This window comes from Isoptericola sp. NPDC057191, from assembly GCF_042670225.1.
Taxonomy (GTDB): Bacteria; Actinomycetota; Actinomycetes; order Actinomycetales; family Cellulomonadaceae; genus Isoptericola.
In genome coordinates this window covers 1-17,397 of sequence record NZ_JBHUWC010000078.1, presented here as the reverse complement: position 1 = coordinate 17,397, position 17,397 = coordinate 1, and the positions used below count along the sequence as shown (strand labels likewise).

Annotated in this window: 12 protein-coding genes; 6 read left to right on the top strand and 6 right to left on the bottom strand. The window is 75.3% G+C overall.

The features are described from left to right. Positions 1-202 precede the first annotated feature (202 nt). The 3 genes from tagD to ACFT55_RS11555 all read right to left on the bottom strand — a co-directional run bounded on the left by tagD (position 203) and on the right by ACFT55_RS11555 (position 3,796). Entirely contained in the window at positions 203-598 is a 396-nt protein-coding gene (gene tagD, locus ACFT55_RS11565) for a glycerol-3-phosphate cytidylyltransferase (protein ID WP_380243978.1), read from the bottom strand. Between the two features lie 142 nt (positions 599-740). Next, on the bottom strand, positions 741-2,204 hold the full coding sequence (locus ACFT55_RS11560) for an NCS2 family permease (RefSeq protein ID WP_380243977.1): 1,464 nt from the start codon (positions 2,202-2,204) through the stop codon (positions 741-743). Between the two features lie 83 nt (positions 2,205-2,287). Further along, positions 2,288-3,796, bottom strand: a complete 1,509-nt coding sequence (locus ACFT55_RS11555) for a sugar transferase (protein ID WP_380243976.1) — start codon at positions 3,794-3,796, stop codon at positions 2,288-2,290. 226 nt (positions 3,797-4,022) lie between these two features. On the opposite strand from ACFT55_RS11555, the gene ACFT55_RS11550 reads away from it, so the two are divergent. Beyond that, complete coding sequence (locus ACFT55_RS11550) at positions 4,023-4,280, top strand: DUF2530 domain-containing protein (protein ID WP_380243975.1); 258 nt, start codon at positions 4,023-4,025, stop codon at positions 4,278-4,280. A 44-nt stretch (positions 4,281-4,324) separates the two neighbouring features. Here the strand turns inward: ACFT55_RS11550 and ACFT55_RS11545 are convergent, their stop codons facing one another. From ACFT55_RS11545 to ACFT55_RS11535, 3 genes are all read right to left on the bottom strand, one after another. After that, positions 4,325-7,612: a sacsin N-terminal ATP-binding-like domain-containing protein gene (locus ACFT55_RS11545; RefSeq protein WP_380243974.1), complete on the bottom strand. Its 3,288-nt coding sequence runs from the start codon at positions 7,610-7,612 to the stop codon at positions 4,325-4,327. Then, entirely contained in the window at positions 7,609-8,520 is a 912-nt protein-coding gene (locus tag ACFT55_RS11540) for a DUF3027 domain-containing protein (RefSeq protein ID WP_380243973.1), read from the bottom strand. Before ACFT55_RS11540 ends, ACFT55_RS11545 begins: the two co-directional genes overlap by 4 nt. Positions 8,521-8,584: 64 nt before the next feature. Next, positions 8,585-8,968: a cold-shock protein gene (locus tag ACFT55_RS11535; RefSeq protein WP_380243972.1), complete on the bottom strand. Its 384-nt coding sequence runs from the start codon at positions 8,966-8,968 to the stop codon at positions 8,585-8,587. A 258-nt stretch (positions 8,969-9,226) separates the two neighbouring features. Here ACFT55_RS11535 and ACFT55_RS11530 point away from each other — a divergent pair, with 258 nt between their 5' ends. The 5 genes from ACFT55_RS11530 (at position 9,227) to ACFT55_RS11510 (ending at position 17,321) form a co-directional block, all read left to right on the top strand. After that, positions 9,227-11,665: a helicase-associated domain-containing protein gene (locus ACFT55_RS11530; protein ID WP_380243971.1), complete on the top strand. Its 2,439-nt coding sequence runs from the start codon at positions 9,227-9,229 to the stop codon at positions 11,663-11,665. A 104-nt stretch (positions 11,666-11,769) separates the two neighbouring features. Continuing rightward, a complete protein-coding gene (locus ACFT55_RS11525) occupies positions 11,770-13,449 on the top strand; it encodes a DNA repair helicase XPB (RefSeq protein WP_380243970.1) in 1,680 nt (559 codons plus the stop codon). A 122-nt stretch (positions 13,450-13,571) separates the two neighbouring features. Next, complete coding sequence (locus ACFT55_RS11520) at positions 13,572-15,662, top strand: TPM domain-containing protein (protein ID WP_380243969.1); 2,091 nt, start codon at positions 13,572-13,574, stop codon at positions 15,660-15,662. A gap of 118 nt (positions 15,663-15,780) precedes the next feature. Further along, entirely contained in the window at positions 15,781-16,536 is a 756-nt protein-coding gene (locus tag ACFT55_RS11515; protein WP_380243968.1) for a PspA/IM30 family protein, read from the top strand. A 170-nt stretch (positions 16,537-16,706) separates the two neighbouring features. After that, positions 16,707-17,321: an NYN domain-containing protein gene (locus ACFT55_RS11510; protein WP_380243967.1), complete on the top strand. Its 615-nt coding sequence runs from the start codon at positions 16,707-16,709 to the stop codon at positions 17,319-17,321. Positions 17,322-17,397 lie beyond the last annotated feature (76 nt).

Genomic DNA, 17,397 nt, shown 5'->3' with positions numbered 1-17,397 from the left:
CATGCGGGCCGTCCTCGTTCGGGGTCACCGCACGACGACCTGGCGAGGTCTGCGCGGAGGCCGAGCGGTCGCTCCGACCTCGGCGCCGGCACTCTAACCACAGGTCCGCCACCCCACCGGGGGCGTTTTTTCCGCGATGGCGGGCTCGCCCGGTTTACGCCGCCATCATCGGGGAGCTCCGCGCGGCCACGTCAGCGGGACGTCAGCCGTCCGCGCGCGACAGCCCCGCCTTGATCTGCGTCGTCGAGATCTCCGGCGTGCGCGACAGGTAGACGACCTCGCACTGCTCCTTGAGGAAGTCGAACTTGCCCTCCCAGTCGTCACCGATGACGAAGGTGTCGACGTGGTACTTCTCGACGTCGGTCGTCTTCTGCTCCCAGGTGTCCTCGGGGATGACGAGGTCCACGTAGCGGATCGCCTCGAGCATGCGCCGACGCTCCTCGTACGTGAAGTACGACTTCTTGCCCTTGCCGGCGTTGAACTCGTCGGAGGACAGCGCCACGATCAGGTAGTCGCCCTGCGCCTTCGCGCGCCGCAGCAGCTCGATGTGCCCGTAGTGGAGCAGGTCGTAGGTCCCGTAGGTGATGACTCTCTTCATGAACTCGTCCTTGGTCGTAGCGGCGATGCGGGGCGTCCGGGTCTGCCAGGAGCGTAGTCCGAACGCGTGGGGGCTGGCGCACGCCGCGGCCCCGGGCGGTCGTGGGACCGGCCGGGGCCGAGACGTCGGGCGGCCTGCGGTGCTACAGGCCCAGCGCCTGCTGGATCGGCTCGAGCGTGAAGTACACGACGAACATCGCCGCGGCCACCCACATGAGCGGGTGGATCTGGCGCACCTTGCCGAGCGCGAGCTTGATGATCACGAACGCGATGAAGCCGGCGCCGATGCCGTCGGAGATCGAGTAGGTGAACGGCATGAGGACGATCGTGAGGAACGCCGGGATGGCGATCTCCACGTTGCGCCAGGAGATGCCGGCGACCTGCGCCATCATGAGGTAGCCCACGAAGACGAGGGCGGGCGCGGCGGCCTCGTAGGGCACCAGGGCGACCACCGGCGACAGGAAGGTCGCCAGCAGGAACGCCACGCCGGTGACGACCGCCGCGAGCCCGGTGCGCGCGCCGGAGCCCACGCCCGTCGTCGACTCCACGTACGCGGTGTTCGACGACGTGCTGCCGACGCCGCCCAGGACCGCGGCGAGCGAGTCGGCGACGAGGATCGCGCGCGTCCGGGGCGGGTTGCCCTCGTCGTCGAGCAGCTTGCCCTCGGCCCCGACGGCGACCATCGTGCCCATCGTGTCGAAGAAGTCCGCGATGAGCAGCGAGAACACGATGAGGACCACGGACACGGCCGCGATGTTCTGGAACGAGCCCAGCAGGGAGAACTGGCCGATCAGGCCGAGGTCCGGCGTCGTGACGACGCCGCTGAACGTGGGCGCGTTGAGGTTGAAGCCGTGCGGGTTGCCGCCCGCCTTGGTGCCGATGTGCAGCGTGTTCTCCAGCACGACGGCGAGCGCCGTGGCCGTGACGATGGCGACCAGCATGGCGCCGCGCACCTTGCGCACGAACAGCACGATGGTGAGCACGAGACCGACGACGAAGACGAGGATCGGCCAGGTGCCGAGGTCGCCGAGCTCGACGACGGTGCCCTCGCCCGGCACGACGAAGCCGGCGTTCACCAGCCCGACGAGCGCGATGAACATGCCGATGCCGACGCTGATCGCGGTCTTGAGCTCCACGGGGACAGCCTTGAACACCGCCTCCCGGAAGCCGGTGAGCACGAGCACCAGGATGATGATGCCCTCGATCACGACGAGGCCCATGGCGTCGGCCCAGGTGACCTTGTCGATGCTGGCGATCGAGTAGGCGACGACGGCGTTGAGGCCGAGGCCGGCGGCGAGGCCGAGCGGGTAGTTCGCGAACACGCCCATCACGAGCGTCGCGACGCCGGCGACGAGCGCGGTCGCGGCGGCGACCATACCCAGCGTCTCGGGCGTCGCGTCGGCGCCGCCGCCGAGCACCTGCCCGGTGCCGTCCTGCACCGTGCCGATGATCAGCGGGTTGAGGACGATGATGTAGCTCATCGCGAAGAAGGTCACCAGGCCGCCGCGGATCTCCCCGCCGACGGTGGAGCCTCGCTCAGTGATCTTGAAGAAGCGGTCGATCGCGCTCAGCTCGCCCTGCGGCGGCGCGGTGGTCTGGTTCGCCATGGGCAGAATCGTGCCAGATCCTGTGAAGGCCTCCGGCACGGAAACCGTCTGGTGACACGGATTTCACAGTGCGGGTCGAGCCCTCAGTACGCCCCGCGGCCCGTGACCACGGCCTTCGCCGTGCGGGCCAGGATGAGGAGGTCGCCGAAGACCGTCCAGTTCTCGGCGTAGAAGACGTCGAGCCGCACGCCCTCCTCCCAGGAGAGGTCGGAGCGGCCGCCCACCTGCCACAGGCCCGTGAGCCCCGGCTTGACGCGCAGCCGCCGCCGCACGCGGGCCTCGTACTGCGACACCTCGGCCGGCAGCGGCGGTCGAGGCCCGACGAGCGACATCTGCCCGGCGAGCACGTTGAACAGCTGCGGCAGCTCGTCCAGCGACAGGCGGCGCAGCACGCGTCCGACGGCGGTGACGCGCGGGTCGTCGTGCAGCTTGAACAGGACGCCCGAGCCGTCGCTCGGCCCGGTGAGCACGGTGCGCTCGCGGTCAGCACCCTGGCGCATGCTGCGGAACTTCAGCATCTCGAAGGTGCGGCCGTCGCGCCCCACGCGGGCCTGGCGGAACAGCACGGGTCCGCGGCTGGTGGCACGCACGGCGACGGCGACGACCGCCATCACCGGGAGCAGGAGCATCGTGATGAGCGCGGCGCCCGTCCAGTCCACGACGGACTTGAGCACGTACCGCGGGCCGGTGAACCGCGGCGCGTCGACGTGCAGCAGCGACACGGACTGCTCGGGCGTGATCGTGATGCGGGGACCCGCGACGTCGGCCAGCTCGGCGGTGAGCATGAGGTCCACGCCCACCGGCTCCAGCTCCCAGCCGAGGCGGCGCACGACGTCGGCGGTGATGGCGTCCGAGCCGCTGACCGCCACGCAGTCCGCGCCGACCTGGGCCGCCATCGTGCCGGCGGTGCGCAGGTCGCCCACCACCGGGACGCCGAGGATCTCCTCGCCGGGCCGCAGGTCGTCGGACGTCGGCGTGCACGCGCCCACGACGCGGTAGCCGGAGGTGCGGTCGTTGAGCTCGTGCACGAGCCGCTCGACCTGGTCCTTGAGCCCGATGGCGAGGACGAGGGTGACGCACCCGCCCTTCTGCCGCTGCCGGTGCAGCCAGCCGCGGCACAGCCAGCGGCCCGTCAGCAGGGCGATGACGCCGGTCGGCACGGCGACGAGGAGGAACGTGGAGATGCCGGGCCGGGCGACCAGGAGCGCCAGGAGCGCGAGCGGCGCGACGAGACGCCACGACGCGTCGAAGACCCGCTGGTACTCCGCGGGCCCGGACGCGAAGACCCGCACGTCGTAGGCGCGGGCGATCCACAGGCTCGCCAACCACGCGGTCACGAGGACGACGACCGACAGCACCTGGTCGCCGAGCACCCACGGCGTGATGCTGTCGTGCACGGCGAGGCCCCGCGCGGTGGCGGCGACGGCCGCCGTCGCGACCACCACGACGACGTCGGTCCGGACGAGGCGGCGACGGTAAGAGGCCTGCCAGGACCCGGCGCGGAACGAGTCCCGCACCTCCTTGAGGCTCGCGGCCCGGGCTGCCGCGGCGCGCGACCGGACGGGCTGGCCGGTGTCCGGGACGGTGATCACGGCGGCCTCCTCCCTCCGGGCTGCGCGTCGTGCCCTCGCACGGCGGCGTCACCAAGGTAGGAGCGTCGAGCGGCCCGCGGATCCCTTTTCCGGGCCCTTTCACCCCGCCTTTCACCCGTCGCGTTTTCACCCTCTGACCTGCAGTTTCACCCGCAATTCAGCCGTCGGTCCGCGTCATGGCGAGGGTGCCCCGGGACATCGCCGCCCGGGGCCATAGACTGGGCGGGTGCCCTCGCTCGTCCGCCTGCTGACCCATCCTGAGGAGCGCCGTCCCGGCCCCCCGCCCCTGCGCGTGGACCTGCGGCGCGTCATGCTCGGCGGCATCGGCCTGTGGGCGGTCGCCCTGGTCGCGACGCTCGCGATGTTCATGCTCGACCGCGGCACCGTCGAGGCGGTCGTGACCTGCGTGGCCGGCATCCTCCTCGGCGGCGCCGGCCTGGTCTGGGAGCGCCGGCACCGCGGGGAGTACCGCGGCGAGGGCTGAGCCCGGTCCGGGCCGGCCCTCGGTCCTGGTCAGCCCTCGGTTGGTCAGCCCCAGGCGGTGGTGACCCACAGCTCGGCGGCGCGCTCCGGCGCGGCGAGCACGGTGGCGAGCAGCGCGGCGCGGTCCGGCCGCCCCAGCAGGTCCGCGAGCGCCGCGGCCAGCCCGGCGCGGTCGGTGGCGTGCGCGCGCCCCTCGGCGTCCACCCACCACGGCACCGGGCCGCCGGCGACGGACAGCCGACCGTGCTCGAACCACACGCGCGGCAGCCGGGGGTCCAGCGCGGCGACTCGCTCGTCGAGGGCCCGCTCCCGGCCGGGGCCGTCGGGCGCGGGCAGCCCGTCCTCGCCGACGACGGGCAGGTCGAGGAGGTCGGCGACGGCCCCCACCTCGGCCTCGGGCACGGGCAGCACCGCCCCGAGCACGGCCCAGCGCGCGGTGCCGGCCACCTCGATGTCGTCGGCCCGGCGCACGACGACGTCGCTCGCGTCGAGTGCGGGCAGCCGGTCCGGCAGCGGGTCGAGCGCGCTGGCCCGTGCGCCCGGCGCGAGCCGCACCGCCAGCCCCGCGAGCCCGCGCCACACGCCCAGCGCGACCGGCAGGGGGACGGAGGTGCCGGCCTCGGGCAGGCGGTCGAGCGCGGCCGGCCAGTCGAGCGGGTCGAGCCGGTCGAGGCCGTCGACCACGCCGAGCGCGCGTCGCGCCTCCGGGTCGAGGGCGGCGACGGCGGGCGGCGTCGGCGGCAGCAGCGGCACGCCGTCGTGCGCGGCGAACGGGGCGCCGAGGCGGTCGCGCAACCACCAGGCCGTGTAGGACGGCGCGCCCGCCACCGGCGTGACGAGGGCGCGGCGCGCGTCGGGGTCCGCGACGAGCGCGGCCAGCACGTCGGCCCAGGGGTCGGGTGCCGCGACGTCGTCCGGAGCACCGTCGGCATCTGCGTCGTCGGCATCGGCGTCGTCGTCGGCTTCAGCGGGGTCGACGGCGTCGAGGTCGGGCACCGCGTCGACGTCGCCGACGTCCACGCCGGGGCCGACGCGGTCGGCGAGGAAGCGCAGGTAGTCGTCCCAGCCCGAGAGCCACCCGGCGGGGTCGTCCGGTCCGTGCTCCGCCTCCGGGTCCACCGGGTCGGGTGTGAGGACGTCCGCGACGCGGTAGACCCCGACGTCGGCCCGCACGCCCACGGCCGTCAGCAGGGGTGCGGTGTAGTAGGCCAGCGCGGCGCGCGTCACGGGTGCCAGGCCCGGCATCGCCTCCGCCGCCCACGAGCCGGGGAGCACGGCCTCGCGCGCGGGGCGCATGCCGTCCTCGGTGGGCACGGGCAGCTCCCCGAGCCAGAACGGGAACGTGTCGCCACCGGTCGCCAGCGCGAGCCTGGCCAGCGCCAGCACGTTCTGGACCACCTCCCCCGGGCTCACGTCCACCGGCCCGACCAGCGTGGGCACGCCGACGGCGCCCGGCGCCTGCGGCACGTCGGCCGCGCCGTCGAGCAGCGCCTCCGACGCCGCCAGCGCCAGGGCGCGCACGCCCGGGTCGTCCAGCAGGTCGCGCGGGCTCGTGGAGGTGGCCCCGGCCCGCACCAGCATCGGGTGCGCCGCGTCGGGGTGGACCACCCGGACGCCGAGGGTGCGGGCGACCGCGGCGAGCGCCGGGTCGTCGTCGTCCTCCGGCAGCACGACCGTGCCCCGCACCCCCGAGGCGGTGCGCCCGTCGGCGAGCGGCACCCGTGCTCCCGCGAGGGCCTCGAGCACCCCCGCGTCACCGGTGTACGGCTCGAGCGCCTCGCACAGCGTGTACCAGCGTGTCGGGGGGAGACCCCCGGGCAGCTCCGCGAGGACGTCCGCGAGGGTGGTCGGCGTCGCGCCGAGCCGGCGGGCCACGCCCTGCTGCGCGGTGGTGAGCGACACGAGGCCGGGCACCACCCCGGCCAGCACCCGGACCAGGCGCGGGTCGTCGCCGGCCGCGCCGACCAGGACGGTGGCGTCGGCCGGGGCGACCGCGCTCGCGACGCTCCCGTCGACCGTCTCGTCGGTCTCGTCGGTCTCGTCGGTGCCGCGCGGGGCGGGCAGCAACGGGGCGGACCGCAGCGCCTCCAGGGCCGCGTCGCGGACGACGGCGTCGAGGTCGCCGGCGGGCATGCCGCCCGGCACGAGGTCCAGGACGTCGGCACCGCGCTCGGGCGCGAGCCCCGCGAGCAGGTCGGCGTACGCCCGCCCGGCCTCGGCCGCGAGCCGGTCGGTCAATGGCCCCGGCAGCACGCGGCGGCGGCCCGGGTCCACGGGGAACGAAGCCACGAGCAGCGCCGGGAACGACAGCGGCACGTCGGTCGGCGTGGGCGCGTGCAGCACGCCCCCCGCCTCGTTGTGGGTACGGAAATGGTCGGAATCAGCGGTGTAATTCTCGCCGTTCTCGTACCCACAACGGTCGGGGCGCGGGACCGCCCAGGCGATCGACCAGCGCGGACGGCGCTGCTCGCGCGGCAGGTCCGCCACGTCGCCGTCGTCGACTGCGCCCGTGCGCCGCAGCACCGCCCACCGCTCCTCCAGGTCGGCGAGGACGCGCGTCCGGTCGTCGCTGCGGACGGTGGCCGAGGCGAGCGCCGGCAGGGCGAGCAGCAGGGCGTCGTCGAGCGCGTCGAGCTGCGCACGCACCGACGCGAGCGCGTCCGCGTCACGCAGCACGAGCTCCACCACGGTGGCGAGCGGCCCGTCGCCCACGCTGTCGACGGAGCCGACGTCGAGGCCGGCATCGAGGTCGGCATCGAGGCCCGCGTCGTCCGCCAGGGCCGGCGCCGGGAACGGGAGCCGCAGCAGGGGCAGGTCGTCGCCGCGTCCCGCGACCGCGTCGTGCAGGGGTGTCCCCGGAGGCGCGACGTCGTCCAGCAGGTCGCGCGTCGCGTCGAGCGAGAACCGGACGCCCCCCGTCCGGGACCGCACCGTGATCTCGTCCGCCACCGCGCGCACCGCCGCGAAGCCGACGCCGAAGCGGCCGACCTCCGGGCCCTCGGCCGCCTTCGCCGACGCGCGGAGGGACGCGAGCGAGGCCACGCCCTCGGAGGTCAGCGGGGCACCGGTGTTGGCGGCGAGGAGCGTCGCCACCCCGCGCGGGTCGTCGTCACCGAGCTCGGCGAGCCGCAGCAGCAGCCGCCCCGGCTCGCCCGCACGGGCCGCGGCGTCCGCGGCGTTCTGCGCGAGCTCCACCACCACACGGTCGCGGTAGTAGCCGCGGGCGTGGTCCTCCTCCGCGTTCGCGTCCTCCCGGAAGCGCGTGCCCGAGCCGAGCCACGCCTCCGTGACCGCGCGCCGCAGGGCGGAGGTCTCGAAGACGTCGCCCGTCACTCGGTGTCGGGACGTCCGGAGGCGGGTTCCGCCTCCGTCGCCTCTGCCGTCGCCTCCGCGGCGTCGGTCGTGCCGTCTCCGACGGCTGCCCCGTCGGCCCGCGGCGTGCGGCGGGAGACCGCGACGGCCTCCACGCGGAGCTCGTCGATCAGGGGCGCGTCGGCCGGCCAGTCGCTCGGCGGGTGCGGCGCGTCCGTCTCGGAGTGCGCGCCGCAGCCGTGGTCCAGGGACACGACCTTGCCGTCGTCGGGCGACCACGCGTTGGCGCAGACGCCGAAGAGCTGGCCGAGGGGCCCCTGCAGCGGCACGAGGAAGCCGCACGTGGTGCACTCCGCCGGGGACGCGACCGCGCCGGGCGCCGTCGGGCCGCGCGAACCGCGGTACCAGCGCTCCGCGGCCTCGTCCCGGCCCTGCGGCGACAGCACCCGCTCGCGGGCGAGGGCGAGCTCGTCGATCGCGACCGAGTCGAGCTCCTCGTCGCCGGTGGCCTTCCACCCGGGCTCGAGACGCGGGTCGTCGGCCCGGAACGGCAGGGTGTCGCCCGGGCCGATGTCGCCCGGGCGCAGGCGCTCGGACCAGGGCAGCCAGGCCGGCGCGAGCAGGGCGTCGTCCCCGGGCAGCAGCTCGACCTCGCAGACGGTCGCGACCTTCCCGCGGGGCACGCGCGCCAGCGTGACGGTCCAGTGCCAGCCCCGGTAGCCCGGCATCGTGGCGGCGAACCGGTGCGACATGAGGCGCTCGCCCTCGGCGACCGCACCGAGGTGCTCGCCGACGTCGGACGGCGACGACGCACCCTCCTGCGCGGCCTCGCGAGCCTGGTCGACGGCGCCCAGGAGCACCGCGTCCTTGCGCGCGCGGGAGCTGACCCGCGTCGTGCGGGCAGGGGCGTCAGCGGCGGCGGTCACCATGTCGTGGTCCTCTTCGTGCTCGTCATGTCCTCGTCTCGGGCCCTCGGTCGGGCGGGCGTGCCGGTCAGGAGTCGAGGTCGTCCGCGACGGCGCGCAGCAGCGTCGCGACGCGCTTGCCCGTCGCGGCCTCGGGGTACTTGCCCCGCTTCAGCTGGTCGCCCGTGTGGTCGAGGACCTTGATGAGGTCCTCGACGATGCCGGCCATCTCGGAAGGCGCCTTGCGCCTGGCCTTGGCCACCGACGGTGCGGGGTCGAGCAGCTTCACCGCGAGCGCCGAGGGTCCGCGGCGGCCGTCGGCCACCCCGAACTCGACCCGGGCGCCCGGCTTGACGCCGCTCACGTCCGTCGGCAGCGCGGAGGCGTGCAGGAAGATCTCTCCCCCGTCCTCGCTGGCGATGAAGCCGAACCCGCGCTCCGCGTCGTACCACTTGACCTTGCCGGTGGGCACCTCAACCTCTTCGTGCTCGTCGTCGACTGCGACGCCGCGCCGGTGCGCGGAGCCTGATCCGGCCGGCGCCCGTCCGTGGACGGCGCCGAGCCAGAGGCTCAGGCTACCGGCCGGTGCGACCGACCGCCGCATCGGTCCGGGACCCGCCGCCGGACGCCCGCGCCACGCCGCCGAACAGGTGGTTGTCCACCTTCTCACCGCGTATTCCGTGCTGAACCGCCTGCTCGGCGTCGTGGGGCGGCGCGTAGCATCGATCAGATGGCCACCACGTCGCCCCGGAGCACCGCGGAGGCCGACGTCGCGGACGGCGCCGGCGACCCGGCAGCGCCCCGCACCTTCACCGAGGCGGTCCGCACCCGCGACGACGACGCGCTCCTCGCGCTGCTCCGAGCGCGCCCGGACCTCGCCACGCCGTCGCCGTCCACCCTGCGCTCCCTCGCCGCCCGCGCGTCCAGCCGCACCGCCCTGGAACGGGCGCTCGCGCACGCGGACGCGCAGACGTTGCAGGTGCTCGAGGCGGTCGTGGCCCTCGCCCCCGGCGGTCCGGTGACTCCCGGGGACGTGCGGCACGCGGTCGGGGCCGACGACGCCGCGGCGCAGGGATCCGACGACGCCGGGTCCTTGGTCGAGCGCGTCCTGGACGACGCGCTGACCGCCGCGCTCCTGTGGGACGCCGGCGCGCCTGGGCACCCGGACCTGCGCCCCGCCCCCGGGCTGGACGACGTGCTCGGCCCGCACCCCGCCGGCCTCGGCCCGGTCCGGCACGGTGGCGCGTCCCGACCCGACGGGGACGGGACGCCGCTGCCCGACCTGCCGCGGGGCAGCCGCGAGGTGCTCGACGCGTTGGCGTGGGGGCCGCCGATCGGCCTCGTCCCCGCGCCCGGCACGCCGGCCCGGACGGCGGTCGACGCCCTCGTGGACGCACGCCTGCTGCTGCGCACGGACGCCCGGCACGTCGCCCTGCCGCGCGACGTCGGCCTGGCCCTGCGCGACGGCCGCACCCACCGCGCGCCCGAGCTGTCGGCGCCGCGGCCCGACGGGCGCGACGTCCCGCAGGAGGTGGCCGACGCTGAGGCGGCGAGCGCCGCCCTCGACCTCGTCCGCCGCGTCGACCTCCTGGTCGCCGCCTGGGACGACACCGCTCCCGCGGTGCTGCGCAGCGGCGGGCTCGGCGTGCGCGACCTGCGGCGCACCGCCCAGGCGATCAGTGCCGACGAGGGCGACGCGGCGTTCGTCGTCGAGCTGGCTGCCGCCGCCGGCGTGGTGGCCGACGACGGCGACGCCCCGCCGTCCTACCGCCCCACGACCGTCGCCGACATGTGGGAGCCGATGGACGACGCCGAGCGCTGGGCCGTGCTGGCCGCCGCGTGGGCGGGGTCGCGCCGCACGCCGTGGCTGGTCGGGTCGCGCGACGAGAAGGGCACGCTGCGGGCGCCCCTGTCCCCCGACCTGCACCGCGGGTGGGTGCCGCGGCTGCGGAGGCAGGTGCTGGAGGTGCTCGCCGCCCAGCCGGGCACGGCCCTGGACTCCGGCGCCGTGATGGCGGTGCTGCGCTGGCACGCCCCGCGCACGGTGCCGCCCGAGCAGGCGGTGGCCGGGCTGCTCGCGGAGGCGGCGCTGCTCGGCGTGACCGGGGCGGGCGCGCTCTCCGGCCCCGGGGCGGCGCTCCTCGCGCACCCGGACGGCCCGGGCCCTGCTGGGTTGCCGCACCCGCCCGGCGTCCTCGCGGAGGCGATGCGCGGCGCGCTGCCGCCGGAGGTGGACGAGGTGCTCCTGCAGGGCGACCTCACCGGCATCGTGCCGGGCCGTCCGTCGCAGGCGCTGGCTCTGCTGCTGGAGCGGTCCGCGGACGTCGAGTCGCGCGGCGCGGCGACGACGGTGCGTTTCTCGCCGTCGTCCGTGACGCGGGCGCTGGACCACGGCACCACGGCCGACGAGCTGCTGGACGCGCTGGCCCGGCGGTCCCGGGTGCCGGTGCCGCAGCCGCTGGAGTACCTGGTGCGAGACACGGCCCGACGGCACGAGTCGCTGCGCGTCGGCTCGGCCGGGTCGTACGTGCGCGCGGCCGACCCGACGGTGCTCGCGGGCCTTGCGGCGGACCCCCGGCTCGCGCACCTCGGGCTGGTCCGGCTCGCCCCCACCGTGCTCGCCTCGTCCGTGCCCGCCGCCGAGCTGCACGACGCGCTGCGTGCCCGCGGCCTGCTGTCCGCCGTCGAAGGCCCCGACGGCCGCGTCCTCAGCACCCGCCTGCGTCGCCCGCCGCGGCTCGACCGCGGCCCCCGCGACGCGCGCCGCGGGCCGTCGGCCGAGCCGGAGGTGACGACGGACGACGCCCGCGCGCACCTGGTCGCCCGGCTGCGCGCCGCGGACTCGAGCGACGAGACGGCGGTGGACCGCCTCGCCGGGCGCCGGCCCGGACCTGCCCCGGCGGCCGGCCCTCCGGCGCCACGCCCCGACGGCGCAGGACGGCGCCGCACCATCGAGCCCGGGGACGCGCTCGCCACCCTGCACGACGCCCTGCGCGACGGCCGGCTCGTCTGGATCGAGATGGTCGGCGCGTCGGGCACGCTGGAGCGGCGCGCGCTGCGGCCGCTGCGGCTCGACGGCGGTCGGCTGCGCGCCCTGGACCCGGCACGGGAGGCGGAGCTCACCGTCGCCGTGCACCGCATCGCCGCCGTCGAGCCGGCGGACGGCTGAGCCGGAACAGAAACCGCCGAGCACGGTGTTAGGAACGCCTGGATGCCGGACACCGATCGCGACCCGTGCTCGGCAGTGCCCGGCAGGCTGACGGAAGGAACCGCATGACCGACGGTCCGCTGATCGTGCAGAGCGACAAGTCCATCCTGCTGGAGGTCGACCACCCCCGCGCCGACGACGCGCGCCGCGCCATCGCGCCCTTCGCGGAGCTGGAGCGTGCGCCGGAGCACGTGCACACCTACCGGCTCACGAGCCTGGGGCTGTGGAACGCGCGCGCCGCCGGGCACGACGCGGAGCAGGTCGTGAACACGCTCATCGAGTACTCCCGCTACCCGGTGCCGCACGCCCTGCTCGTCGACGTCGCCGAGACGATGGGCCGCTACGGCCGGCTCACGCTCGCGACCCACCCGACGCACGGGCTCGTGCTGGAGGCCAGCGACCGCGCGGTGCTCGCGGAGGTGCTGAAGTCCAAGCGCACCGCCGGGCTGGTGGGCGACCGGATCGACGAGCAGACCGTCGTCGTGCACCCGTCCGAGCGCGGCCACCTCAAGCAGGTGCTGGTCAAGCTCGGCTGGCCCGCGGAGGACCTCGCCGGGTACGTCGACGGCGAGAAGCACGAGATCGCGCTCGCCTCCCCCACCCACCCGCGGACCCCCACGGAGGAGCCCAAGGAGTGGGAGATGCGCCCGTACCAGGCGCAGGCGGTGGACGGCTTCTGGCACGGCGGCTCCGGCGTCGTGGTCCTCCCGTGCGGCGCCGGCAAGACGATCGTCGGCGCGGGCGCGATGGCGAAGAGCGGCACCACCACCCTCATCCTCGTGACCAACACGGTCAGCGCCCGCCAGTGGCGCGACGAGCTGGTGCGACGCACCACCCTCACCGAGGACGAGATCGGCGAGTACTCGGGCTCCCGCAAGGAGATCAAGCCCGTCACGATCGCGACGTACCAGGTGCTCACCACGAAGCGGAAGGGCGTGTACAGCCACCTCGAGCTGCTGGACGCGCGCGACTGGGGCCTCGTCCTCTACGACGAGGTGCACCTGCTCCCCGCGCCCATCTTCCGCATGACGGCGGACCTGCAGGCGCGTCGTCGCCTCGGCCTCACCGCCACCCTGGTGCGGGAGGACGGGCGCGAGGACGAGGTGTTCAGCCTCATCGGGCCGAAGCGGTACGACGCGCCCTGGAAGGACATCGAGGCGCAGGGCTACATCGCGCCGGCCGACTGCGTCGAGGTGCGCCTCACGCTGCCCGAGCACGAGCGGATGCTGTACGCGACAGCGGAGCCCGAGGACAAGTACCGTCTCGCCGCCTGCGCGCCGGGCAAGAACCGTGTCGTCGAGCGGATCGTGGCGCAGCACCCGGACGACCAGGTGCTCGTCATCGGCCAGTACCTCGACCAGCTCGAGGAGCTCAGCGCGCACCTCGACGCGCCGCTCATCACGGGCGCGACGACGGTCCGCGAGCGCCAGCGGCTGTTCGAGGCGTTCCGCTCCGGCGAGATCAGCCGGCTCGTGGTGTCGAAGGTGGCGAACTTCTCCATCGACCTGCCCGAGGCGTCGGTCGCGATCCAGGTCTCCGGCTCGTTCGGGTCCCGCCAGGAGGAGGCGCAGCGGCTGGGCCGCGTCATGCGCCCCAAGGCCGACGGGCGGACGGCGCACTTCTACGCCGTGGTCGCCCGGGACACCGTGGACCAGGACTTCGCCGCCCACCGGCAGCGGTTCCTCGCCGAGCAGGGGTACGCGTACCGCATCCTCGACGCGGAGGACCTGGACACCGTGGCCTGACCTCGGTGCTGGTGGCCGGGCCGGTCTCGCGGATCGACGGTCCTCGTCGCTCGTCGCCGTGGATCGTCCGTCGCACCCGGACCGCGATTGCGTCGCCCGGGTCGGCGCGACACGATCGGGTCGTGCATCCCCCTGTTCCCGCCGGTCGACGCCGCGGCGTCGCGGCCGTCGGCGCGTGCGCGGCCGCCGTCCTGCTGGCTTTCGCCGGCGCGACGCTGCCCGCCACGAGCGCCTCCGCCGTCCCTCCCCTGACCCAGCTCGACGACGAGATCACCGACGCCGCGGGCGTGCTCGACGCCGGTGACGAGGCCGAGGTGCAGTCCGCGCTCGACAGCCTCGCGGACGAGACCCCCTACCAGCTGTTCGTGGTGTACGTGGACTCGTTCGACGGCGCCGACGGCCCCAGCTGGGCCAACGCCACCGCGAACCACGCGGCGCTGGGCGCGGACGACCTCCTGCTCGCCGTCGCGACCGAGGACGAGGTCTACGGCCTGTCGGTGGACAACAACGCCGGTGTCACGGACGCCCAGCTCGACGCCGTCGAGGAGACGGTCGAGGACCACCTGCGCGACGGCGACTGGGCCGGCGCGGCGGTCGCGGCGGCCGACACCGTGCGCACCGGCGCGACCTCGGGGTCCGGCGGGGGCGTGCCCTGGGGCACCGTCCTCGGCCTCGGGGTGCTCGCCCTGGTCCTCGTGGGCGGCTGGCTCTGGTTCCGCTCGCGCCGCGCCGCAGGGGCCCGGACCGGCCCGGCCGCCCCGGCGGACGACACCGCCGCCCTGCCGACCGACGAGCTCGAGCGTCGCGTCGGCGCCGCCCTCGTCGGCATCGACGACGCCGTGCGCACCTCGGAGCAGGAGCTCGGTTTCGCGCAGGCGGAGTTCGGGCTGGAGGCCACCACCGAGTTCGCCTCCGCGCTCGAGGCCGCCAAGGGCGACGTCGCGCAGGCGTTCCGGCTGCGCCAGGAGCTGGACGACGACCAGCCCGAGGACGAGCCCCGCCGGCGCGAGCTGCTCACCGGCATCCTGCGGCTGTGCGAGCGCGCCGGCACGTCGCTGGACGCGCAGACCGACGCGTTCGACGAGCTACGAGCCCTCCAGCAGCGCGCGCCCGAGCTGCTCGACGAGACCGAGCAGCGCGCCGGCGAGATCGAGGCCCGCGTCCCCCTCGCGCGCGAGACCCTCGCCGGGCTCGCGGCGACCTACCCGACGTCGGCGCTGGCGTCGGTCCGGGCCAATCCCGACCAGGCGACGGCCCTGGTGGCGCACGCGCGGGAGGCGGTGGCCACCGGGCGCGCCGCGCTCACCGGCCGCACCCGGGCGACGGCAGTCGCGCACCTCCGGGCGGCGCAGAACGCCCTCGGCCAGGCCGCCACCCTGCTCGACGCCGTCGACCGCGCCGGCGCGGAGCTCGCGTCGGCGGGAGCAGACCTCGACAAGGGGCTGGCCTCGATCGGGCAGGACGTGGCCGACGCGGCCCGGCTCGCCCCCGCCGGCACCGAGCCGGACGGCGGTCCGGACGGCGGGGCGGACGGCGGCGCCGTGACGGCCGCGCTGACGGAGGCGCAGGCGGCGATGGCGCAGGCACGCGACGCCCGCACCGGCGGCGACCCGCTCGCTGCGCTGCACCGCCTCACCGCGGCGGAGGCGGCGCTCGACGCCGCGCTCGCGCCCGCCCGGGAGAAGGCGGAGTCCGACGCCCGCGCCCGTGCGCTCCTGCGCGACACGCTGGGTCGCGCGGAGTCGCAGGTCCGTGCGACGCAGGACTACGTCGACACCCGTCGCGGCGCCGTCGGGCCCGAGGCACGGACCCGGCTCGCCGAGGCCGCACGCCTCGTCGCCGAGGCGCGGTCGCTCCAGGCGCAGGACCCGGCGGCGGCCCTGGAGCGCGCGCAGCAGGCCGAGCGGTACGCGGCGCAGGCAGCACGTGCCGCGGAGCAGGACACCGCGTCGTGGGACATGGGCCAGGGCGGCCGCCCGGGCGGGTCCAACGTGGGCGGGATGGTGCTGGGCGGCATCCTGCTCGACTCCGTCCTGCGCGGCTCCGGGGGTGGCATCGGCGGCGGGCTCGGTGGCGGGCTCGGTGGCGGGCGTCGCCGCGGCGGCTACGGCGGCGGGTTCGGCGGAGGCTTCGGCGGCGGCGGGTTCGGCGGCGGCGGGGCGGGTCGTGGGGCAGGCGGCCGCGGCGGGCGCTCGCGGGGCGGCAGGTTCTGACGGAGGCTGGCGCCGGGGAGGCTTCTGCCCCGACGGAACTCGGCCAGGGCGGCAGGCGTTCTGGCAGGCACGTGACCTCGAACATCACCTCAGCAGGGCGACGGAAGGAAGCACGACCATGACGCAGAAGCAGAGCATCCTCGGGCGCATCAGCCAGCTCGCGAAGGCGAACATCAACGCGCTGCTGGACCGCGCCGAGGATCCGCAGAAGATGCTCGACCAGCTGGTGCGCGACTACACGAGCAACATCGCCGAGGCCGAGCAGGCCATCGCCCAGACGATCGGCAACCTGCGCCTGGCCGAGCAGGACTACAACGAGGACGTCGCCGCCGCGAGCGAGTGGGGCACGAAGGCGCTCGCCGCGTCGCGCAAGGCCGACGAGTACCGCGCCGCCGGGAACCCGGTCGACGCCGACAAGTTCGACAACCTCGCCAAGGTGGCGCTGCGCAAGCAGCTCGACGCCGAGACGGAGGTGCGCACCGCCCAGCCGATGATCGAGCAGCAGCGCGTCACCGTGGAGAAGCTCAAGGCCGGCCTCGCCGCCATGAAGGACAAGCTGGGCCAGCTGAAGTCCAAGCGCGACCAGCTCGTGGCCCGCCAGAAGGCGGCCCAGGCGCAGCAGACCGTGCAGGGCGCGATCAGCTCGATCAACGTCCTCGACCCGACGAGCGAGATCTCCCGCTTCGAGGAGACCGTCCGCCGCGAAGAGGCGATGGCGATGGGCCAGGCGGAGGTCGCCGCGTCGTCCCTGGACGCCCAGTTCGCCGAGCTGGAGGCGTCGGACGCCGACATCGAGCTCGAGGCCCGCCTCGCCGCGCTCAAGGCCGGCAGCGCCCCGGCACCGCAGATCAACCCCTCGACCGGCCAGGCCTGACCCCTGCCGAGGTAGTTCCAGCCTTGCCGAGGTAGTCCCACCCCAGCCGAGGTAGTTCGAACCTCGCCGAGGTAGTTCAACCCCAGCCGAGGTAGTTCTGCGGGCCGGAACTACCTCGGCACTTCCGGAACTACCTCGGCGGGGCGGGTGGTGCCGATACGCTGAGGAGCATGTCCCCCGCCTTCACCGCCCCGGGCCCGGCGAGCGTGCCCTCCCCCGTCGAGCCCGCTGCGCGCCGCACCTACCTCCTGGTCGACGGCGAGAACATCGACGCCACGCTCGGCATGAACGTGCTGGGCCGGCGGCCGAACCCGGAGGAGCGGCCGCGCTGGGACCGCATCTCGACGTTCGCGCAGAAGCTGTGGGAGCAGGACGTCGTCCCGCTGTTCTTCCTCAACGCGAGCAGCGGGCAGATGCCGATGGCGTTCGTGCAGGCGCTGCTGGCCATGGGCTACAAGCCCATCCCGCTGGCGTCGTCGGGCACGGAGAAGGTGGTCGACGTCGGCATCCAGCGCACGCTGGAGGCGCTGGCGGACCGCGACGGCGACGTGCTCCTCGCGAGCCACGACGGCGACTTCCTGCCGCAGATCGAGGCGCTGCTCGGCGACGAGCGCCGCGTCGGTCTGCTGGCCTTCCGCGAGTTCGTGAACGGGCAGTTCACGCAGCTCACGGAGCGCGGGCTGGAGATGTTCGACCTCGAGGGCGACGCCGACGCCTTCACCACGTCGCTCCCGCGCGTCCGGATCATCCCGCTCGACGAGTTCGACCCGCTGCGCTACCTCTGACGGCAGGTCACCCGGCCAGCAGCTCCCGGTACAGCGGGGTCACGTACCCCGGCCGGAAGCTGCTGCCGCCGAGGGC